Here is a 20,880-nt window from a genome sequence, read left to right as displayed (position 1 = left end):
CCTTGAAGTTCAATGTCGTGAGTATTCCATGTCAGATAACAGCCAGAAAAAAGTAATCGTCGGCATGTCCGGCGGTGTCGATTCCTCCGTTTCCGCCTACCTGTTACAGCAACAGGGCTATAAGGTGGAGGGCCTGTTCATGAAGAACTGGGAGGAAGATGATGGCGAGGAATACTGCACTGCCGCAGCGGATCTCGCCGATGCGCAGGCCGTGTGCGATAAGCTCGGCATTGAACTGCACACCGTTAACTTTGCCGCAGAATACTGGGACAACGTTTTTGAATTGTTCCTCGAAGAGTACAAAGCCGGACGTACGCCAAACCCGGATATTCTGTGCAACAAAGAGATCAAATTTAAAGCCTTCCTGGAATTCGCCGCGGAAGATCTGGGGGCAGACTACATTGCGACCGGTCACTACGTGCGTCGCGCAGATGTGAATGGCAAAAGCCAGCTGCTGCGCGGTCTGGACGGCAACAAAGATCAGAGCTACTTCCTCTATACGCTGAGCCACGAGCAAATCGCCCAGAGCCTGTTCCCGGTTGGCGAGCTGGAAAAGCCGCAGGTGCGTAAAATCGCGGAAGAGCTGGATCTGATCACCGCGAAGAAAAAAGATTCTACCGGCATCTGCTTCATCGGCGAGCGCAAGTTCCGTGATTTCCTCGGTCGTTACCTGCCGGCACAGCCGGGCAAAATTGTCACCGTCGATGGCGACGAAATTGGCCAACACCAGGGGCTGATGTACCACACGCTCGGCCAGCGTAAAGGCCTGGGTATCGGCGGGACCAAAGAGGGTAGCGAAGATCCGTGGTACGTTGTCGACAAAGATGTCGAAAACAATATTCTGGTTGTGGCCCAGGGACACGACCATCCGCGTCTGATGTCCGTTGGCCTTATCGCGCAACAGCTGCACTGGGTCGATCGTGAGCCGTTAAAAGGCACACTGCGCTGCACGGTGAAAACACGTTACCGTCAGACCGATATTCCCTGCACCGTGACTGCGCTTGATGACGATCGCATTGATGTGCGTTTCGACGAGCCGGTTGCCGCCGTCACCCCGGGTCAGTCTGCTGTCTTCTACAGCGGCGAAATCTGCCTGGGCGGCGGGATTATTGAACAGCGCCTGCCGCTGCCCGCTGTTTAACACGATTGCACACATAAAGGAGACCGTGTGGCGAAGAATTACTATGACATCACCCTGGCACTGGCGGGAATTTGCCAGTCAGCCCGTCTGGTGCAACAGCTGGCACATCAGGGTCATTGCGACGCTGATGCCCTGCACGTTTCACTTAACAGCGTTATCGACCTCAACCCTGGCTCTACCCTGGGTGTGTTCGGCGGCAGTGAAACCAATCTTCGTCTCGGTCTTGAAACCCTGCTTGGCGTGCTCAACGCCAGTAGCCGTCAGGGGTTAAACGCAGAGCTGACCCGCTACACGTTAAGCCTGATGGTGCTGGAGCGTAAACTGAGCGCGGCAAAAGGCGCGCTCAATACCCTGGGCGATCGGATTGCCGGGTTACAGCGTCAGCTCGACCATTTTGACCTGCAGTCCGACACGCTGCTGAGCGCCATGGCCGGCATTTATGTCGACGTCATCAGCCCGCTCGGCCCGCGTATTCAGGTCACCGGCTCCCCTGCTGTGCTGCAAAGCCCACAGGTACAGGCAAAAGTACGTGCCTCCCTGCTGGCAGGGATCCGTGCCGCCGTGCTGTGGCACCAGGTTGGCGGTGGCCGCCTGCAGTTAATGTTTTCTCGTAATCGCCTGACCACTCAGGCAAAACAAATTCTTGCTCATTGTTAACCTCCCGGAGTTGCGAATTATGGAATTATCCTCACTGACCGCCGTATCCCCTGTCGATGGACGCTACGGCGATAAAGTCAGCGCGCTGCGCGGGATCTTCAGCGAATATGGTTTGCTGAAGTTCCGTGTTCAGGTTGAAGTACGCTGGCTGCAAAAGCTGGCCGCCCAGGCAGCAATCAAGGAAGTTCCTGCTTTTGACGCCCAGGCAAACGATTACCTTGATAAAATCGTGGCTGAGTTCAACGAAGAAGATGCTGCGCGCATTAAAACCATTGAGCGCACCACCAACCACGACGTAAAAGCGGTTGAGTATTTCCTGAAAGAGAAAGTGGAAAGTGTTCCTGCGCTGCACGCCGTGTCTGAGTTCATTCACTTCGCCTGTACCTCAGAAGACATCAACAACCTGTCCCACGCCCTGATGCTCTCCACCGCACGTAAAGAGGTGGTGCTGCCATACTGGCGTAAAATCATCGACGCGGTGAAAGCGCTGTCCGTGGAATACCGCGACATCCCGCTGCTTTCCCGTACCCACGGTCAGCCAGCTACCCCCTCCACAATGGGTAAAGAGATGGCGAACGTAGCGTACCGTATGGAGCGCCAGTATCGTCAGCTGGAGCAGGTTGAGATCCTCGGCAAAATCAACGGTGCTGTCGGTAACTATAACGCCCACATCGCCGCGTACCCGGAAGTGGACTGGCACCAGTTCAGCGAAGAGTTCGTGACCTCGCTGGGCATTCAGTGGAACCCGTACACCACCCAGATTGAGCCGCATGACTATATTGCGGAGCTGTTTGACTGCATCGCACGCTTCAACACCATTCTGATCGACTTCGATCGTGACGTGTGGGGCTACATCGCGCTGAACCACTTCAAACAGAAAACCATCGCCGGTGAAATCGGCTCGTCAACCATGCCGCACAAAGTGAACCCTATCGACTTCGAAAACTCCGAAGGCAATCTGGGTCTGGCGAATGCCGTGCTGCAGCATATGGCCAGTAAACTGCCGGTATCCCGCTGGCAGCGCGACCTGACCGACTCCACCGTACTGCGTAACCTGGGCGTGGGCATTGGCTATGCGCTGATCGCTTACCAGTCCACCCTGAAAGGCGTGAGCAAACTGGAAGTGAACCGCGATCGTCTGCTGGACGAGCTGGATCACAACTGGGAAGTGCTGGCAGAGCCGATTCAGACCGTCATGCGTCGTTACGGTATCGAAAAACCGTACGAGAAACTGAAAGAGCTGACCCGCGGCAAACGCGTTGACGCCGAAGGCATGAAGCAGTTTATCGACGGTCTGGCCCTGCCAGAAGAAGAGAAAACGCGTCTGAAAGCGATGACCCCGGCGAACTACATTGGCCGCGCCATCACCATGGTCGACGAGCTGAAGTAATATCCCCTCCCCCCTTTCCGCCCGGAAAGGGGGTTGCTTTTCCCCGGTTTACTCAATGTTTATCCCCACAGCAACATAATCAGCGTTAAATTGCGCAGCGAAAATGACAACGGACGCAATAACAATATCTTATTTACATTTCAGTATCTTACTAAAGACGTAATACGGACATTATCGGACAATAAAAGACAATTTAATGCCCTAAAACACGCCCCAGCGAGATTTTGCCTCCAAAAAAATACACTTTGCGTAGATTCTTCCTGTTTTTAAACTTCCTACTTTACCGACATATTTAAACACATCATTATGCTCCCGCTTGAAAAGCATAAAGTTTGGTGCGCATCTTTTTTATGATCCATAGCCAAACCAAGAGCTCAAATTTGAAATAAGTAATTAAGTCAGTGGGGTAGGCTTCACAATGGGGTCAGAGCATGGTGGAGGAATGCTCACGATAGCCCCGTTCGGGTTGAATAGAAGTAATACGTGGTATCAGCCCTCATTGCCAGTAAGGCCCATAACGTTGTAACGTAACACTAAGTCCAAGGGTTGGCTGTAGCATTTTTAGGAAAAAAAGATGTTGAAAGATGCCATTAAAAGTGTGTTTTTGTGCTTTTTGTGAAATTTGTCATTGAATAGCTAGCACCGTTGGGACTACAATACGTCTTCATTAGAAATTTGGTGTTGCTGTGTAATAATTAACTCATAGAGCAAATATGATTTTGTTAACTGACTATATTCCACCAAAAGCGTCTGATTTAGCCAAATTGAAAGCAGAGCTTGGTTATACTGGAACTCAAATGGCTGAACTTGCAGGTGTTTCCAGTAACAGTCAGTGGCGTAAATATACCTGTGGCGAATCCCCGCGTCCAATATCCTCTCACATTCTGTTCTTCACTGCAGCGCAATTAGCCCTAAGCGAATCAGAAATGGATAAGGTTTTAACAAAAATGAAACAAATTGGGGCTAATTTCAGGGACTTCCAATGAAGAATTTAAACATTGATCGTGATTTTCTTAATGTTGAGTATGATTTTGCATACAAACATTTGACAGAATGTTTAAAAGAAGAAGTACAGAAAGGACAAGAGTCTTTTTCCTGGCGTAAAACTATACACAGAGCTATCAAGTGTAGAGACCGTCGTTTTTATTTCTGGTTCAGAATTTGGCGTTATTTTTACGCGACTAACAAATTTAAGCTGTATTCTCTGGCCAAAAGAAAGGCTATCAATCTTAATCGTGAATACAACATCGATATTAACCCTCGCTCAACTATTGGGCCAGGGCTTAAAATTGTACATTTCACGGGGATAGTCATTAGAGGAAACTGCAATATTGGGAAGAATGTTGTAATTCGTCAGAACGTAACTATCGGCGACAGACATGATAATGATATTGGGTTAAGTTACATCGGTGACAATGTTGAAATTGGTGCAAACTCTTGCATTATTGGAAATATTAATATCGGCTCGAACGTTACTATCGGGGCTATGTCTCTTATTAACAAAAGCATCCCTGATAACTGTGTAGTTTATTCGGCCAATCAAATAGTAATGCGTGAAAAGTAACTAAGTAGCGATAGTAAGCATCGCCACCAATAGTATTATTTTCATTTTGATTCTGGGATGTCTGCCCATACAGGCATTCCATCTGACCCTGCAATTCTAGCTTTACCTTCCTGCAGTATATTCTCTACGAACTCTTGCTAAACGATTCCTTTTCAAACCTCTCTGTTTTAGACCATGTAGCACCATAATATTCTTCGAATATCAATAGGATAGAATAGATCTAAATCAGTACTATATAAACTCCACATCTCATTTCCCTACGGGAAACTACAAATGTAAATCCGGTGTTGTTTATAGATTGGTTCATTACCACACCAGCCCCTGAAGCGTTGTATGTATTAGTTTTAACAGAAGTACATTTAGGCGTGAATGGAATTGGGCAAAAGTTACACCGTCTCTTAAGAGGTAGCGAACATCAAAGTTCGAAAAGACGACTGGAGCGAACTGGCCTACAGTTTTAAGTTCTCTACTAGCTCCAGCATAAGAAAGATTCACATTACTTTCAGTGCTATCCTCGTAAATACGGAAACCACTACGCCACTAATTGGCAATGCACCTCCATCCCTGGCCGTGGTTTTTGAAATTCAGTATATATTTTTCCCCAGTTGCCGAACGCACCTTGAGGGGGCTGAGCTACGCACGCTAAGAAATGGAACCTTCCCCCCCTTGACCTGCGATAATATGAACCTGAGAGCCTGAATCATAACCGAAATTGATCACCGCAGCATTTCCGTAGGTAGGCTCACTCTGCTCGCCGTAAAAGCTTTCCGCAGCGATTTTTCGCGTCAGCACCCGCAATCAGATTATCCGTGCAGTATCCACCGAGACTTATCCAACCGGTAGTCAAAAAGCGATGAGCTATCGCGTCAGTCTTCAAGATAAGTATATCTTTTTGCGCTGCAGTTTTGAGTTGCAGGTTGACCCTTGCCAGCGCTTTATCAGCCAGTTCATGTTGCCATTCTCGATGACGGCCAGCAGTGACTTAATGCGTAAAACCGCCTGGCAGTATGTCATTGAGCTGGCACGTAAACGGTGCGCGTATTGAAGCAGCCCACCAGCAATGGCAGCAGGAACAGGCAGATCACAGTTTTTTTCACACCGGATAATCTCCCGGTATTTGATGACGGTTTCTTCTGTGCCGGTGTCAATCAGTGACTTCAGCCTGTTGGCATGATCGGCGGGCGCTGTTTCCATTTATCGCGGCGAGTCATGCGAGGTTTACCGCAAAGAACCCCTGACAGGAAACGTGTCAAACCTTTTAATACCCAACCTGGTTAAAAAGGGCCCCGCGCCCTCAACAGTCAATAAACAGATGGCGGTTTTATCAGAAATGCTGAAGCTTGCGAATCGAAGTCAGTTTATATTACACGCTCCTTATGAAAGCGTGTCCAGGCTCAAGCTATCTAAGACAGACCCTGATCCGCTTCTACTTCATGAGTACCAGGCATTGATTGCCGCCCTTCCCCGCAAACTGGCTTTGATCATCATCGTAGCCGTGCATACGGGAATGAGACCCGGCGAAATTTGTGCGCTTGCGTGGGATGACATTGATCTGAAAAAAGGTGAGATTCACGTGACCAGGAGTCTGACAAACAAACGGGTGTTTGTGCCGCCGAAAACAGATGCGGGGATCAGAACGATCACGTTGCTTAAGCCCGCGCATGATGCGCTGCTTGAGCAGTTCGAAATCACCGGCAATAATCCACGGCAGCAGATTATTTTTCATCATCGTGAAATCGGCAAAACCGAGCCGCAAAATCTGCGCTTTGTCTTTTCTCATGAAAAAAAATCGTCAGTGAACGAGAGTTTTTTTTCCAAAAATTCTATTTCGTACGGATGGAAACGGGGCACTAAACTTTCCGGTATTCGTGCGAGAAACCCTTATCAGTCTCGACACACATACGCATGCTGGACACTTATGGCCGGTGCTAACCCCTCCTTTATTGCCAGCCAGATGGGGCATGAGGATGCGCGTATGGTGTATGAGGTTTACTCGAAGTGGATTGGCGATATGAACCAGGACCAGGTCAACATGCTGAACAATCAGATGCCTACAGCGAAGCCCCCAGGACGCCCCCAAGGCATAGGGAGCATGAAAAAAGTCATTTAATTTCATAGCGCTGGTTTCAAACAACATAATCAGCGTTAAACTATTCATACTATTCATTCTGGGAGAAAAGATGATGCGCGTACTGGTTGTTGAGGATAACGCATTGCTACGTCATCACCTGAAGGTTCAGCTTCAGGAGATGGGACATCAGGTGGACGATGCTGAAGATGCAAAAGAAGCCGATTATTATCTCAATGAACACCTGCCGGATATCGCCATTGTCGATTTAGGGCTGCCCGATGAAGACGGTCTCTCGTTGATACGTCGCTGGCGCAGCCATGATGTTTCCCTGCCGGTTCTGGTTCTGACCGCCCGTGAAGGCTGGCAGGATAAGGTCGAGGTGCTCAGCGCGGGAGCAGATGATTACGTTACCAAGCCGTTTCACATTGAAGAGGTGGCGGCCCGCATGCAGGCCCTGCTACGCCGTAACAGCGGACTGGCTTCACAGGTTATCTCTATCCCGCCTTTCCAGGTTGACCTCTCCCGTCGGGAATTAGCGATCAACGATGAAGTGATCAAGCTAACCGCCTTCGAATACACCATTATGGAAACGCTGATCCGTAACAGCGGCAAGGTAGTGAGTAAAGATTCCTTAATGCTTCAGCTCTATCCTGATGCCGAACTGCGCGAGAGCCATACCATTGATGTGCTGATGGGACGTTTACGTAAGAAAATCCAGGCACAGTATCCGCAGGACGTCATTACTACCGTCCGTGGCCAGGGCTATCTGTTCGAATTACGCTAAATGAGACGGATCTTGCGCCATATTTTGCCCCTGTCGCTGCGGGTACGTTTTTTACTGGCAACGGCTGCCGTCGTGCTGGTGCTGTCGCTCTCCTACGGCATGGTCGCGCTGGTGGGTTACAGCGTCAGCTTCGATAAAACCACCTTTCGCCTGTTGCGTGGCGAAAGTAATTTGTTTTATACCCTGGCGAAGTGGGAAAACAACAAAATCACCGTCGAGATGCCAGAAAATCTCAACCAGCAGAGCCCCACGCTGGCCCTGATTTATAACGAAAAGGGCAAGCTACTCTGGGCGCAGCGTGATATCCCCTGGCTGGTCAAAAGCATTCGGCCGGAGTGGCTCAAAACCAACGGATTTCATGAAATTGAAGCCGATCTCAATACCACCAGCTCGCTGATCCGGGAAGATCGTTCCCTGCAGCAAAAGCTGAACGAGATCCGCGCCGATGATGCCGAAACCGAGATGACGCACTCCGTTGCGATTAATCTCTATCCGGCGACACTGAACATGCCGCAGCTGACCATCGTGGTGATCGACACCATTCCGGTCGAGCTTAAGCGTTCCTATATGGTCTGGAGCTGGTTCGTCTATGTGCTTGCGGCGAATCTGCTGCTGGTGATCCCGCTGCTGTGGGTCGCGGCGTGGTGGAGCCTGCGGCCCATTGAGTCACTGGCGAAAGAGGTTCGCGAGCTGGAGGAACATCATCGCGAGAAGCTTAATCCGGAAACCACCCGTGAGCTCACCAGCCTGGTACGTAACCTCAACCGCCTGCTGAAAAGTGAACGCGAACGCTATGATAAGTACCGTACCACCCTGACCGACCTGACCCACAGCCTGAAAACGCCGCTGGCGGTCATGCAAAGTACTCTGCGTTCCATGCGCAGCTCCACGCTGAGCGTGGATGATGCCGAGCCGGTCATGCTGGAACAGATCAGCCGTATCTCCCAGCAAATTGGCTATTATCTGCATCGTGCCAGTATGCGTTCCGGAAGCGCGCTGCTGAGCCGCGAATTGCATCCCGTGGCTCCGCTTCTGGATAACCTCACTTCCGCCCTCAACAAGGTATATCAGCGTAAAGGGGTGAACATCAGCCTCGATATCTCGCCTGAGATAAGTTTTGTCGGTGAGAAAAATGATTTTATGGAAGTGATGGGCAACCTGCTGGATAACGCCTGTAAATACTGTCTGGAGTTCGTGGAAGTGTCTGCGCGTCAGACCGATAACGAACTGCATATTATCGTTGAGGATGATGGCCCGGGGATCCCGCGCAATAAACGCGATGTGGTGTTCGATCGCGGTCAACGCGCTGATACGTTGCGTCCCGGCCAGGGGGTGGGACTCGCCGTGGCCCGGGAGATTGTTGATCAGTACGACGGAAAGATCGAAACCGGCGAAAGTTTGCTGGGCGGCGCCAGAATGGAGGTCATTTTTGGTCGTCAACAGCCTGCATCGAACGATAGTTAACCCGTTATGTGAAAAATGCGAGGATCTCGCAGCCGGGGGGCTGAGCTTCCGTTATAATCCGAGTCAGTAAGAGCCTGCGGAATAAAAAAATATGGATTATCACTTAACACTTAACTGGCCCGAGTTTATTGAACGCTACTGGCAAAAACGCCCGGTGGTTCTTAAACGCGGGTTCAGCAATTTTGTCGACCCTATCTCCCCTGATGAGCTGGCCGGTCTGGCTATGGAAAACGAAGTCGACAGCCGTCTGGTCAGCCACCAGGACGGGAAATGGCAGGTCAGCCACGGTCCTTTCGAAAGCTACGATCACCTCGGTGAAAACAACTGGTCGCTGCTGGTGCAGGCGGTCAACCACTGGCACGAGCCGACGGCCGCATTAATGCGTCCGTTCCGTGCCCTGCCCGACTGGCGCATGGACGATCTAATGATCTCCTTCTCGGTGCCTGGCGGCGGCGTGGGTCCGCATCTGGATCAGTACGACGTGTTTATCATTCAGGGGACGGGCCGCCGCCGCTGGCGCGTGGGCGAAAAAGTGCCCATGAAGCAGCACTGCCCGCATCCGGACCTGCTTCAGGTTGATCCGTTTGAAGGGATTATCGACGAAGAGCTGGAGCCGGGTGATATTCTCTACATTCCGCCAGGATTCCCTCATGAAGGTTATTCCCTGGAAAACTCACTTAACTACTCCGTCGGGTTCCGCGCACCCAGCGGCCGCGAGATGATCAGCGGGTTTGCCGATTATGTTCTGCAACGCGAGCTGGGCAGCTATCGTTATAGCGATCCGGATGTGCCTGCGCGCGAGCATCCGGCAGACATCCTGCCTGCGGAGCTCGATAAGCTGCGCGGCATGATGCTGGATCTGATCAACGAGCCGGAACATTTCAGACAGTGGTTTGGTGAGTTTATCAGCCAGTCCCGTCATGAGCTGGACGTTGCGCCGCCAGAGCCGCCGTATCAGGCCGACGAGATTTATGATGCCCTTCAGCAGGGCGACAAGCTGGTACGTCTGGGCGGATTGCGCGTGCTGCGCATTGGTGAGGATGTCTTCGTCAACGGTGAGAAGCTGGACTCCCCGCACCGTCCGGCGCTGGATGCCATTGCCAGCCATCTGGTGTTGACCGCCGAGACCTTTGGCGACGCCCTGGAGGACCCGTCCTTCCTCGCGATGCTGGCTGCGCTGGTCAACAGCGGGTACTGGTTCTTTGAGGACTGAGTCGTAAGCATTTGCCGGGTAGCGGCTTCGCCTTACCCGGCATACTTTCAGCAAAACGCGACTACCGCTTCGCGGTTAACTCCGCGATCCGCACAATCACCTTCACCGCTTTTTCCATCCCTTCCAGGGTGACGAACTCATGTTTACCGTGATAGTTGTAGCCACCGGTAAACAGGTTCGGGCACGGCAGTCCCATAAACGACAACTGAGAACCGTCGGTACCGCCACGAATCGGTTTTAATACCGGTTCAATATCGCAGTCACGCATGGCCTGCTGGGCAATATCAAGAATATGCGGATGGGCCATCACCTTCTCACGCATATTGTAATAACTGTCTTCGATGATGAGCTCGATATAGCAATCAGGGTGTAAGCCCTTCCCGACCTTTTTGGCGATCTCCATCATCTTGCGCTTGCGCGCCTCAAAGGCTTTGCGATCAAAATCGCGGATGATGTAATGCATCTGGGCGCTGTCCACGGTGCCTTTGATGCTGGTCAGGTGATAGAACCCTTCATACCCTTCCGTCTGTTCAGGGCTCTCATCCGCCGGGACTTCCGCATGAATTCTGGAGGCCAGCGACAGCGCGTTCACCATGACGCCTTTCGCCGAACCGGGGTGAACATTGTTGCCGACAATTTTGATCGTCACGGACGCGGCGTTGAAGTTTTCATACTCCAGTTCACCAACACCGCCGCCATCGACGGTATACGCCCACTGCGCGTTGAAGGCTTCCACGTCGAAATGTTTTGCGCCTTTACCGACCTCTTCGTCCGGCGTAAAAGCCACCCGGATATCCCCGTGGGGGATGTTTTTTTCCTTCAGTACCGCCAGCGCCGTCATGATTTCCGCGATACCGGCCTTGTCATCCGCCCCCAACAGCGTTTTCCCGTCGGTGGTGATCAGCGTCTGACCCAGCAGCTGGTGCAGCACCGGGAACATCACCGGGGAAAGTACCTCGTCACCGATCCCCAGCGCAATGTCGCCGCCACGGTAGTTTTCAACAATCTGCGGGTTCACATGTTTACCGCTAAAGTCCGGAGAGGTGTCGACATGGGAGATAAAGCCAATCGCGGGAATGTCACCCGGGACATTTGCCGGCAGCGTTGCCATCACAGTGCCTTTTTCGCTTAACGTGACGTTGACCAGCCCCATGGCGTCAAGCTGCTCTTTAAGCAGGTTTAATAGCTTCCACTGGCCTTCGGTGCTCGGCACCTGGCGGACACCCGGTTTAGATTGGGTATCCAGCGAAACGTACTGTAAAAAACGCTCAAGTAATTTATCCATGCAGTCACCCTCACTTTTTGTGACAACATTATCAATAAGCATCAAAACGCAAATATTGCGTCAGGTCACTTTTATCCCGCAAACGAGAATATTTTCCGTTTATATCGTTACACGTCAGTAAATGTAGCTTATGAATCAGTGACAAGGATTGGCGATTGCGGGGGATTGCCGTAGAATGTCCGCCCTCATTACGAGTCACCAAGGTGGTTACACACAAACCCCGCTTCAGTCTGCTGCCTGAGGCGTCTATATGGGACAGCGCAAAAATTGAATACACAATCCCGTTCACGTGCGCCGCTGGTGCAACTGGAACGAATTCGTAAAAGTTTTGATGGTAAAGACGTTATTTCCGACCTCAATCTCACCATCAATGACGGTGAGTTTCTTACGCTGCTTGGCCCCTCTGGCTGCGGCAAAACCACCGTACTGCGCCTTATCGCCGGGCTGGAAAGCGTCGATAACGGTCAAATCCTTCTTGAAAACCAGGACATTACGCGGGTTCCCGCCGAAGATCGTCACGTCAACACGGTCTTTCAAAGCTATGCCCTGTTCCCGCACATGACGGTGTTTGAGAACGTGGCGTTTGGCCTGCGGATGCAAAAAACCCCGGCGAACGAGATAGAACCGCGCGTCACCGACGCCCTGCGCATGGTGCAGCTTGAGACGTTTGCTAAGCGTAAACCGCATCAGCTTTCCGGTGGTCAGCAGCAGCGTGTGGCCATCGCCCGCGCCGTGGTCAATAAACCTCGCCTGCTTCTGCTGGATGAGTCCCTCTCGGCGCTGGATTACAAACTGCGCAAGCAGATGCAGAACGAACTTAAGGCCCTGCAGCGTAAGCTCGGCATTACCTTTGTCTTCGTCACTCACGACCAGGAAGAGGCCCTGACTATGTCCGACCGTATCGTGGTGATGCGTGACGGCAAAATCGAGCAGGACGGCACGCCGCGTGAAATCTACGAAGAGCCGAAGAACCTGTTTGTCGCAAGCTTCATTGGTGAGATCAATATCTTTAACGCCACGGTGATTGAACGTCTGGATGACCAGCGCGTGCGGGCCAGCGTTGAAGGTCGCGAGTGCAACATCACCGTAAATTTCCCCGTCGAGAAGGGGCAAAAGCTCAACGTTCTGCTGCGCCCGGAAGATCTGCGCGTTGACGAAATTCACGGCAACACTGAGGCCGAAGGGCTCATCGGCTATATTCGCGAGCGCAACTACAAAGGGATGACGCTGGAATCCGTCGTTGAACTGGAGAACGGCAAAATGGTGATGGTCAGTGAGTTCTTTAACGAGGACGACCCGGACTTCGACCACTCTCTCGACCAGAAAATGGTTATCAACTGGGTAGAAAGCTGGGAGGTTGTGCTGGCTGATGAAGAACACAAGTAAGTTCCAGAATGTGGTGATTGCCACGATCGTCGGTTGGCTTGTGTTGTTTGTCTTTTTACCCAACCTGATGATCATCGCCACCAGCTTCCTGACCCGCGATGACGCTAGCTTCGTTTCGCTGGTCTTTACGCTGGACAACTACGCGCGCCTGCTCGATCCGCTCTATTTTGACGTGCTGCTGCACTCGCTCAATATGGCGCTGATCGCCACGATTGCCTGCCTGGTGCTGGGTTATCCTTTCGCCTGGTTCCTCGCGGGCCTGCCGCAAAAGGTGCGCCCACTGCTCCTGTTTTTGCTGATTGTGCCGTTCTGGACCAACTCACTCATTCGCATCTACGGGCTGAAAATTTTCCTCAGTACCAAAGGCTATCTCAACGCGTTTCTGCTGTGGCTGGGGGTAATCGATACCCCGATCCGCATCATGTTTACGCCTGGCGCGGTCATTATCGGTCTGGTCTATATCCTGCTGCCGTTTATGGTGATGCCGCTCTACTCCAGTATTGAGAAGCTGGATAAACCGCTGCTGGAAGCGGCAAAAGATCTGGGGGCGAATAAGCTGCAGACTTTTATCCGCATTATCATCCCGCTGACGATGCCTGGTATTATCGCGGGTTGTCTGCTGGTGATGCTTCCGGCGATGGGTTTGTTCTACGTGTCTGACCTGATGGGCGGCGCGAAAAACCTGCTGATTGGTAATGTCATCAAGAGCCAGTTCCTGAACATTCGCGACTGGCCGTTCGGCTCTGCCACCAGCATAACGCTAACAGTGGTGATGGGTCTGATGCTGCTGGTCTACTGGCGCGCTTCACGACTGCTGAACAAGAAGGTGGAACTCGAATGATCGGTCGACTGCTTCGCGGCGGTTTTATGACCGCCATTTATGCATACCTGTATATCCCGATTATCATTTTGATCGTGAACTCATTTAACAGCTCGCGTTTTGGGATCAACTGGCAGGGCTTCACCACCGACTGGTACAGCCTGCTGATGAATAACGACAGCCTGCTGCAGGCCGCGCAGCACTCGCTGACGATGGCGATCTTCTCCGCCACCTTCGCCACGCTGATTGGTTCGCTCACCGCCGTGGCGTTGTATCGCTACCGATTCCGCGGAAAACCGTTCGTCAGCGGTATGCTGTTTGTGGTGATGATGTCCCCGGACATCGTGATGGCGATTTCGCTGCTGGTGCTGTTTATGCTTTTGGGCGTTCAGCTTGGCTTCTGGTCACTGCTGTTTTCACATATCACCTTCTGCCTGCCGTTTGTGGTGGTGACGGTCTTTGCACGCCTGAAAGGATTCGACGTGCGTATGCTGGAGGCGGCGAAGGATCTGGGCGCCAGCGAGATGACTATCCTGCGCAAAATCATCCTGCCGCTGGCGATGCCTGCTGTTGCCGCGGGATGGCTGCTTAGCTTTACCCTGTCGATGGATGACGTGGTGGTCTCCTCCTTCGTGACCGGGCCGAGCTATGAAATTCTGCCGTTGAAAATTTATTCGATGGTGAAAGTCGGCGTTTCACCTGAGGTGAACGCGCTGGCGACCATTCTGCTGGTGTTTTCGCTGGTTCTGGTGATCACAAGCCAGGTTATTGCTCGTGATAAAACAAAATCTCAGGGGACAATGAAATGAAAAAAATGCTCGCCGCTGCGGCGCTGGTGCTTGGCATGGGTGCCGCGCACGCTGATGACAGCAAAACGCTCTACTTCTATAACTGGACCGAGTATGTGCCGCCGGGACTGCTGGAGCAGTTTACGAAGGAGACGGGCATCAAGGTTATCTACTCGACCTATGAGTCGAATGAAACCATGTACGCCAAGCTGAAAACCTACAAGGACGGCGCGTACGATCTGGTCGTGCCTTCCACCTACTTTGTCGACAAAATGCGCAAAGAGGGCATGATTCAGAAGATCGATAAAACAAAGCTAAGCAATTTTTCAAATCTCGATCCGGAGATGCTTAACAAACCGTTTGATCCCAATAACGACTACTCCATTCCGTATATCTGGGGTGCGACCGCGATTGGCGTGAACAGCGATGCCGTCGATCCGAAAACAGTGACAAGCTGGGCCGATCTGTGGAAACCAGAATACAAAGGCAGCCTGTTGTTAACCGATGATGCGCGCGAAGTGTTCCAGGTGGCGCTGCGCAAGCTGGGTTATTCAGGCAACACGACGGATCCGAAAGAGATCGAAGCGGCGTATAACGAGCTGAAAAAGCTGATGCCTAACGTGGCGGCATTCAACTCTGATAACCCGGCAAACCCGTATATGGAAGGCGAAGTGAATCTGGGGATGGTCTGGAACGGCTCTGCCTTTGTCGCCCGTCAGGCAGGCACGCCGCTTGAGGTGGTCTGGCCGAAGGAAGGCGGGATCTTCTGGATGGATAGCCTCGCTATCCCGGCCAATGCCAAAAACGTGGACGGTGCGCTAAAGCTGATTAACTTCCTGCTGCGTCCGGACGTGGCGAAACAGGTTGCTGAGACGATTGGCTACCCAACGCCCAACCTGGCTGCGCGCAAGCTGCTGAAGCCAGAGGTGGCGAATGATAAATCGCTTTATCCGGATGCCCAGACCATCAGCAAAGGGGAGTGGCAGAATGATGTCGGCGACGCCAGCCGCCTCTACGAAGAGTATTATCAGAAATTAAAAGCGGGCCGATAAACGGTATCGCGTTCTTCCTCGCGCCGCCTGCACGGCGTGAGGAAGGATTAACTGACCGCATTCTCCCCTGCCCAGAGGGTCGCTTTTCTCATCGCCTCAACTACCGCCTCATCCGACAAACCCAGCACCTCACGGACCGTGGCCGCCTCCTCCCATTGTTGCTGTTCGTAGTAACGGCAAAGCGTGACCATATCGGCTAACTGTCCCTCCTGATGGCACAACGCATTGCTCACATTCTGCGGCACCGCAATTTGCTTCATCAACTCTGCCATCGGCAGCTCAAGGAGGGTATCGAGCAGTGAAAACAGACCACACATAAACGCATTTTCAGCCAGCGTCGGCTCGTTCATCGTCTGTGCGATCAGTTCGCAGAACTTCCCGCGCATCATACTCAAGGGGTAGAGCTCGCTGACAGTGTCATTCCCTGCACTCGCCAGGACCACGACGGCAACAAACCGTCTTAGCTGGTTTTCTCCGAGGTATCTCAGCACCTCACTCAGCGTCAACTTACTGAAATTACAGGCACCGATATGTTTAAATGCGGTGTGTTTCATGTAGCGCATGATTTTCCAGGAGAGCGTCAGGTCGGTTTTAATCAACGACTCGATGATGCGAAAATCAGGTTTATTGCGACCCACTTCCATTTGCAGACGGAAAATCGCCAGCTGATTTTGCGACAACCGTTTATATTTAATGACCTCCGGACGGCAGAAAAAATACCCCTGAAACAGGGAAAAGCCCTCTTCCCTGTATTGTTTGAATTCCTCTTTAGTCTCAATTTTTTCAGCGAGATATTTAATATGTCCGGTCAGATGTTTACGCTCTTTCAGATACGTTTTAATTTGCGCTAAGGTGTAATTTCTGACATCGAATTTCAGGATGGAAATATAAGGTAAAAAAGCATCCCATTCAGGTGCAAGGGTGAAATCATCAAGCGCAAACTGATAACCTTGCGCGTTCATCTCCTTAACGGCCTGCAAGAGTTCATCCCCCGGCACAGCATCCTCCAGGATCTCAATAACCACATGCTCTTTATCGAGCGCTTCACCACTGCGGTCAATGACCATGCGTGAAGGGAAGTTGATAAACGACGTATGTGTCCCAGCGATGCGCTGAGAAGGCACACATAAGAACTGGTCGGAAATCATTCTGGAGGTGGCATACTCCGCCGACACATCCGGAAAACGGTTTGTCATCCCGTCTCTGAAGAGCAGCTCATAGGCCACCGTTTTCATCTCTGGGTTAAAAATGGGTTGTCGCGCAATAAATCCGTACATATCCCATCCTCCTCTACAACTTAATATTTATTAGCATCCTCTTTCTACACGACTATAACGAGCATTATCGAGTGCTATTTTGATTTAATGCACAAAATAAAAGCATCCACACTAATTAACCGGATTTAATATCCGGCAATTTAAATTAAATATACCCGGTGCTCTACAGAAAAAGGAGAAAATATCCGATAAGTCATATGTGCCTGCCCGACATGCACAACATTACGGGAGATGAGAATGAAAAACGCCATGGTCCGAAAACAAAAAATAAGCGTCAAGACATTGATGCTATTGTCCATTTTCCTTACCGTGACGGTGGGCTTTACGGCAACGATCGGGTTTATGATGTGGCAGTGGATGGCACAGCAGGAAATTCTGGCCAAAAAACATATCCGTCAAATTGCCGAAGTACAGTCTTTACAGGTTGGTAAACAGCTGGACGCCGCCCTGGCTGCCGCCCGGGACATGGGCAACAGCGCCCTGGCACTGCACGATGTGGGGATAGCCGATCGCCAGAGTCTCAACCAGTTGCTTATCCATTACCTCTCAGCTCATCCCCAGTTTCTTTCTATGTCGATGGCCTTTGAGCCCAACGCGTTCGACGATAAAGACACGACATTTGCCGGTCAAAGCGGTGAAGATCCTGCCGGGCGCTACGCCCGCTATGTCGACCGCGACGCCACCGGCAAACCGGCATTGCACCTGCTGACGGATTTCGAAACGCCCGGCAGCGGGGATTACTATCTGCTGCCGAAGCAACGGCATAAAGACGTGATCATCGAGCCCTATATTTACCCCTACAACGGCGTAGACGTGATGCTCACCTCAATTGCCGCGCCCATCATGCGTGACGGTCATTTCCTGGGTTCGGTTACCTCTGACTTCTCCCTTGCCACCCTGCAAGCCATGATTGGGGCGATTAAACCGTGGAATGGCACCGGCTACGCCCTGCTCCTTTCAGCAGGTAACAACGTGGTGTCCAGCCCGGACAAACGTGCTGCAGGCAAGCCTTACGCGGGCAAAATTGCCGGTCATGAGGTTATCCGGATAAACGATCCGCTGCTGAAAGAGGAGGTGTTTATCACCTGGCAGGCGATCGCCGTCGGTAACAGCCAGACGCCATGGAAACTCGCCATTGTCACGCCGGTCAGCGAAGTGATGGCCGAAGCGCGCGCATTTTTACTGAAAGCTATCGTCCTGATGATGTTAAGCATCGTTGCGGTTAGCCTGGTGATGGCCCAAATCTTTACCCGTAAAGTTGACCGCCCGGTGGGGGGTGAACCTTCGGAGGCGGCCGGGATCGCCCTGGCTGTCGCCCGCGGGGATCTGAATAACACTATCCCGGTGCGTTCCGGGGATACCGAAAGTATTTTTTACGCCCTGCATACCATGCAGATGCAGCTCAAGCGCATCGTCGACAATATCAGCGAAGCCAGCCACTCCGTACACGGTGGCACCAGCGAAATTTCGGCGGGCAATCTTGACCTCGCCTCGCGTACCGAAGAGCAGGCAGCCGCAATTGTTGAAACGGCTGCCAGTATGGAAGAGATTTCGGTCACGGTGAAGAATAATGCCGACAATGCGCACAAGGCGACCACGCTGACCGATCGCGCCGCGACGCTCGCCGGACATGGCGAAACGCTGGTGAACGACGTGGTCGTTGTGATCGGGGAGATTGATGAGAGTGCACGTAAGATCGGTGAGATTAACAGCATCGTGGATGGTATCGCCTTCCAGACTAATATCCTGGCGCTGAATGCGGCCGTTGAAGCAGCACGGGCTGGCGAACAGGGACGCGGTTTTGCAGTGGTGGCAGGTGAAGTCCGCAATCTGGCTCAGCGAAGCGCTAACGCGGCAAAAGAGATCTCTCAGCTGATTGCCGAGTCCTCTGGTCGCGTCAGCAAAGGCGTCGCGCTGGTCAATGAAACCGGTGCGATGATGAAACAGGTGATTGAGGCGGTATCGCACGTGCATCTGGTCATCAACGATATTGTTCAGGCGCTGGACGAACAGAATCGGGGGATTAGCCAGGTCAGCACCGCCGTAAACCAGATGGACAGCACAACCCAGCAGAACGCCTCTCTGGTTCAGCAGATCTCTGCGGCGGCGCTGTCGCTGGATGAGCAGGCTAAATCGCTGGAGAAGACGCTGGCGTTCTTTCATTCATAAAAAAATAAGGCACCCGCAGGACGGGTGCCTTTTCACGCGATTGCCGTTACAGCCCTTTCAACAGCTTGTCGACAAACGCCGGGACGACGGCACTGGCCAGGCCGTAGTGCTTCTCTTCAAACTCGCTGCCCACCTGGCTTGGCTCTAGGTTGAGTTCCACCGTATGCGCACCGTGCAGTCGCGCTTCGTGAACGAATCCTGCCGCCGGATAAACATGACCGGATGTGCCGATGGCGATAAATACGTCGGCCATCGCCAGCGCGCTGTAGATCTCATCCATGCCCAGCGGCATCTCGCCAAACCAGACGACGTGCGGACGCAGGCGTGACGGGAACTGGCAGCAGTGGCATTTATCCTCTGGCAGCACGTCCTCTTTCCAGTCCAGCACCTGACCGCTCCATGCGCAGCGAACTTTGAGCAGCTCACCGTGCATATGGATGATGTTCCTGTTACCGGCCCGCTCATGCAGGTTATCGATATTCTGCGTCACCAGCAGAAAACGATCGCCCAGCGCCTCCTCCAGCTTTGCCAGCGCCAGATGCGCCGCATTCGGGGCAATCTCTGGCTGGAGAAGCTGGCGACGGCGGGCGTTGTAAAACGCCTGCACGAGATCCGGATCGCGGGCAAAACCTTCCGGCGTGGCCACATCCTCCACGCGGTGCTCTTCCCACAACCCATCCGCCGCACGGAAGGTTCGAATTCCTGACTCCGCGGAGATCCCCGCTCCGGTCAGCACCACCACTCTGGGTTTATCCATCGCTTCTGGCATTATTCTGTCTCTGAAAAAGATCCGCTGGCGCAAGCGCTCACGTAAGCGGCGTTTGTTTTTGCGAAAACGGCTGAGTCGACCCTGGCGACGCGACAGCATAGAAACCTCGTAAACTAATCGGTGAGATGAAGGAATGCGGCTCCGCGCATGCCTCCTGCGTCCCCGTGTCGCGCACGTTCGATACGCGGCACGCGGGCAACCGGCAATAAATGTCGGGGCAAACGCCCGGACAACCGTTCCGTAATCGCGGTAAAGTTTGAAAGCCCTCCCCCAATCACCAGCAGATCCGGGTCGACGATGGTGAGAATATTTCCCAGACATACCGCCAGCAGATCCAGATAGCGCTCGACGTGCTCACGCGCCTGCGCATCCCCTTGCTCCCACAGGCTAATGATTTGAGGGGCTTCAAGTTTCTGATGATAGAAGTGTTCGTAAAGCCATGCAAACCCGCGACCTGACAGGTAGTTCTCAATACAGCCGTGCTGGCCGCAGCCGCAGCGGGTTAGCGGAAAATCACGGCCCACCACCTCCAGCGCGTCCACCGGCAGGCGGATATGACCAAACTCGCCGGTGATGTAACTGCGGCCAGTGATGGGCTTCCCATTGATGACAATCCCCCCGCCCACGCCGGTACCGAGGATCAGCCCCATCACCAGCGGATAGCGACGGAATTCATCATCCCAGGCTTCAGAGAGCGCAAAGCAGTTGGCATCGTTGTCTAAACGCACGTCGCGTTCAAGGAGAGCGGAGAGATCGGCGCGCAGCGGTTTGCCGCTGGCGGCAGGCACATTGGCGGCATACAGCGTGCCGTCGTCGGTTTCGGGCATCCCCGGAATACCAATGCCAACGCTGCCTTTCACGCCAAAGCGTTCATCGGCCTGGGCCACCAGCGCGGCAATGGCGGTTAAAAATTCGTCGTAGCTGTCGCGCGGCGTGGGAACGCGGGTTTCCCACTGCAGTTTGAGGTCTTTATCAAATACGCCGAGCGCAATCTTGGTGCCGCCAATATCAAATCCGTAATACATAACGCATTCCTCTTTCAACCTGGCG

General features: G+C 52.6%; 19 protein-coding genes. 14 read left to right on the top strand and 5 right to left on the bottom strand.

The features are described 5' to 3' along the window. Positions 1 to 28: 28 nt before the first annotated feature. From mnmA to EKN83_RS10805, 5 genes are all read left to right on the top strand, one after another. Positions 29 to 1,141 carry a tRNA 2-thiouridine(34) synthase MnmA gene (gene mnmA / locus EKN83_RS10825; protein ID WP_045284972.1) on the top strand — a complete coding sequence of 371 codons (1,113 nt, stop codon included), beginning with the start codon at positions 29 to 31 and terminating at the stop codon, positions 1,139 to 1,141. 27 nt (positions 1,142 to 1,168) lie between these two features. Further along, positions 1,169 to 1,798 carry a high frequency lysogenization protein HflD gene (gene hflD, locus EKN83_RS10820; protein WP_008500756.1) on the top strand — a complete coding sequence of 210 codons (630 nt, stop codon included), beginning with the start codon at positions 1,169 to 1,171 and terminating at the stop codon, positions 1,796 to 1,798. 19 nt (positions 1,799 to 1,817) lie between these two features. Then, a complete protein-coding gene (gene purB / locus EKN83_RS10815) occupies positions 1,818 to 3,188 on the top strand; it encodes an adenylosuccinate lyase (RefSeq protein WP_047958292.1) in 1,371 nt (456 codons plus the stop codon). A gap of 713 nt (positions 3,189 to 3,901) precedes the next feature. Then, a complete protein-coding gene (locus tag EKN83_RS10810) occupies positions 3,902 to 4,174 on the top strand; it encodes a hypothetical protein (protein WP_059385732.1) in 273 nt (90 codons plus the stop codon). Then, positions 4,171 to 4,752: a serine acetyltransferase gene (locus tag EKN83_RS10805; RefSeq protein ID WP_059385731.1), complete on the top strand. Its 582-nt coding sequence runs from the start codon at positions 4,171 to 4,173 to the stop codon at positions 4,750 to 4,752. Before EKN83_RS10810 ends, EKN83_RS10805 begins: the two co-directional genes overlap by 4 nt. Positions 4,753 to 5,625: 873 nt before the next feature. On the opposite strand, the gene EKN83_RS10800 is transcribed toward EKN83_RS10805, so the two are convergent. After that, positions 5,626 to 5,946 carry a hypothetical protein gene (locus EKN83_RS10800; RefSeq protein WP_260591207.1) on the bottom strand — a complete coding sequence of 107 codons (321 nt, stop codon included), beginning with the start codon at positions 5,944 to 5,946 and terminating at the stop codon, positions 5,626 to 5,628. A 52-nt stretch (positions 5,947 to 5,998) separates the two neighbouring features. Between EKN83_RS10800 and EKN83_RS10795 the strand changes: the two genes are divergently transcribed. From EKN83_RS10795 to EKN83_RS10780, 4 genes are all read left to right on the top strand, one after another. After that, positions 5,999 to 6,862, top strand: a complete 864-nt coding sequence (locus tag EKN83_RS10795) for a site-specific integrase (RefSeq protein WP_260591206.1) — start codon at positions 5,999 to 6,001, stop codon at positions 6,860 to 6,862. A 73-nt stretch (positions 6,863 to 6,935) separates the two neighbouring features. After that, positions 6,936 to 7,607: a two-component system response regulator PhoP gene (phoP, locus tag EKN83_RS10790; protein ID WP_045285019.1), complete on the top strand. Its 672-nt coding sequence runs from the start codon at positions 6,936 to 6,938 to the stop codon at positions 7,605 to 7,607. Further along, the gene (phoQ, locus tag EKN83_RS10785) at positions 7,608 to 9,071 is read left to right on the top strand and encodes a two-component system sensor histidine kinase PhoQ (RefSeq protein ID WP_025758178.1); all 1,464 of its coding nucleotides are present in this window, start codon (positions 7,608 to 7,610) and stop codon (positions 9,069 to 9,071) included. A 91-nt stretch (positions 9,072 to 9,162) separates the two neighbouring features. After that, entirely contained in the window at positions 9,163 to 10,284 is a 1,122-nt protein-coding gene (locus EKN83_RS10780; RefSeq protein ID WP_025758177.1) for a cupin domain-containing protein, read from the top strand. Between the two features lie 61 nt (positions 10,285 to 10,345). On the opposite strand, the gene pepT is transcribed toward EKN83_RS10780, so the two are convergent. Then, on the bottom strand, positions 10,346 to 11,569 hold the full coding sequence (pepT, locus tag EKN83_RS10775; protein ID WP_045284975.1) for a peptidase T: 1,224 nt from the start codon (positions 11,567 to 11,569) through the stop codon (positions 10,346 to 10,348). 237 nt (positions 11,570 to 11,806) lie between these two features. Here pepT and potA point away from each other — a divergent pair, with 237 nt between their 5' ends. From potA to potD, 4 genes are read left to right on the top strand one after another with little or no spacing between them, the layout of a single operon-like run. Continuing rightward, the gene (gene potA, locus EKN83_RS10770; protein WP_176472173.1) at positions 11,807 to 12,955 is read left to right on the top strand and encodes a spermidine/putrescine ABC transporter ATP-binding protein PotA; all 1,149 of its coding nucleotides are present in this window, start codon (positions 11,807 to 11,809) and stop codon (positions 12,953 to 12,955) included. Continuing rightward, the gene (gene potB / locus EKN83_RS10765; protein WP_045284977.1) at positions 12,939 to 13,796 is read left to right on the top strand and encodes a spermidine/putrescine ABC transporter permease PotB; all 858 of its coding nucleotides are present in this window, start codon (positions 12,939 to 12,941) and stop codon (positions 13,794 to 13,796) included. Before potA ends, potB begins: the two co-directional genes overlap by 17 nt. Next, positions 13,793 to 14,584, top strand: a complete 792-nt coding sequence (potC, locus tag EKN83_RS10760) for a spermidine/putrescine ABC transporter permease PotC (RefSeq protein WP_047958289.1) — start codon at positions 13,793 to 13,795, stop codon at positions 14,582 to 14,584. Before potB ends, potC begins: the two co-directional genes overlap by 4 nt. Then, a complete protein-coding gene (potD, locus tag EKN83_RS10755) occupies positions 14,581 to 15,615 on the top strand; it encodes a spermidine/putrescine ABC transporter substrate-binding protein PotD (RefSeq protein WP_025758171.1) in 1,035 nt (344 codons plus the stop codon). The genes potC and potD overlap by 4 nt, the downstream gene beginning before the upstream one ends. 47 nt (positions 15,616 to 15,662) lie before the next feature. Here the strand turns inward: potD and EKN83_RS10750 are convergent, their stop codons facing one another. Next, positions 15,663 to 16,892 (bottom strand): EAL and HDOD domain-containing protein, encoded by a 1,230-nt coding sequence (locus EKN83_RS10750; protein WP_126800903.1) that lies wholly within the window; start codon positions 16,890 to 16,892, stop codon positions 15,663 to 15,665. Positions 16,893 to 17,129: 237 nt separating this feature from the next. On the opposite strand from EKN83_RS10750, the gene EKN83_RS10745 reads away from it, so the two are divergent. Then, positions 17,130 to 19,061 carry a methyl-accepting chemotaxis protein gene (locus tag EKN83_RS10745; RefSeq protein ID WP_126800902.1) on the top strand — a complete coding sequence of 644 codons (1,932 nt, stop codon included), beginning with the start codon at positions 17,130 to 17,132 and terminating at the stop codon, positions 19,059 to 19,061. A 46-nt stretch (positions 19,062 to 19,107) separates the two neighbouring features. Here the strand turns inward: EKN83_RS10745 and cobB are convergent, their stop codons facing one another. Both cobB and nagK read right to left on the bottom strand, forming a co-directional pair. Continuing rightward, entirely contained in the window at positions 19,108 to 19,929 is an 822-nt protein-coding gene (gene cobB / locus EKN83_RS10740) for a Sir2 family NAD+-dependent deacetylase (protein WP_047958285.1), read from the bottom strand. 14 nt (positions 19,930 to 19,943) lie between these two features. Next, a complete protein-coding gene (gene nagK, locus EKN83_RS10735; protein WP_095449542.1) occupies positions 19,944 to 20,855 on the bottom strand; it encodes an N-acetylglucosamine kinase in 912 nt (303 codons plus the stop codon). Between the last annotated feature and the right edge of the window lie 25 nt (positions 20,856 to 20,880).

The sequence above is a fragment of the Enterobacter sp. WCHEn090032 genome (assembly GCF_003986875.1).
Classification (GTDB): domain Bacteria; phylum Pseudomonadota; class Gammaproteobacteria; order Enterobacterales; family Enterobacteriaceae; genus Enterobacter; species Enterobacter sichuanensis.
This window is presented reverse-complemented; position numbering and strand designations above follow the sequence as displayed.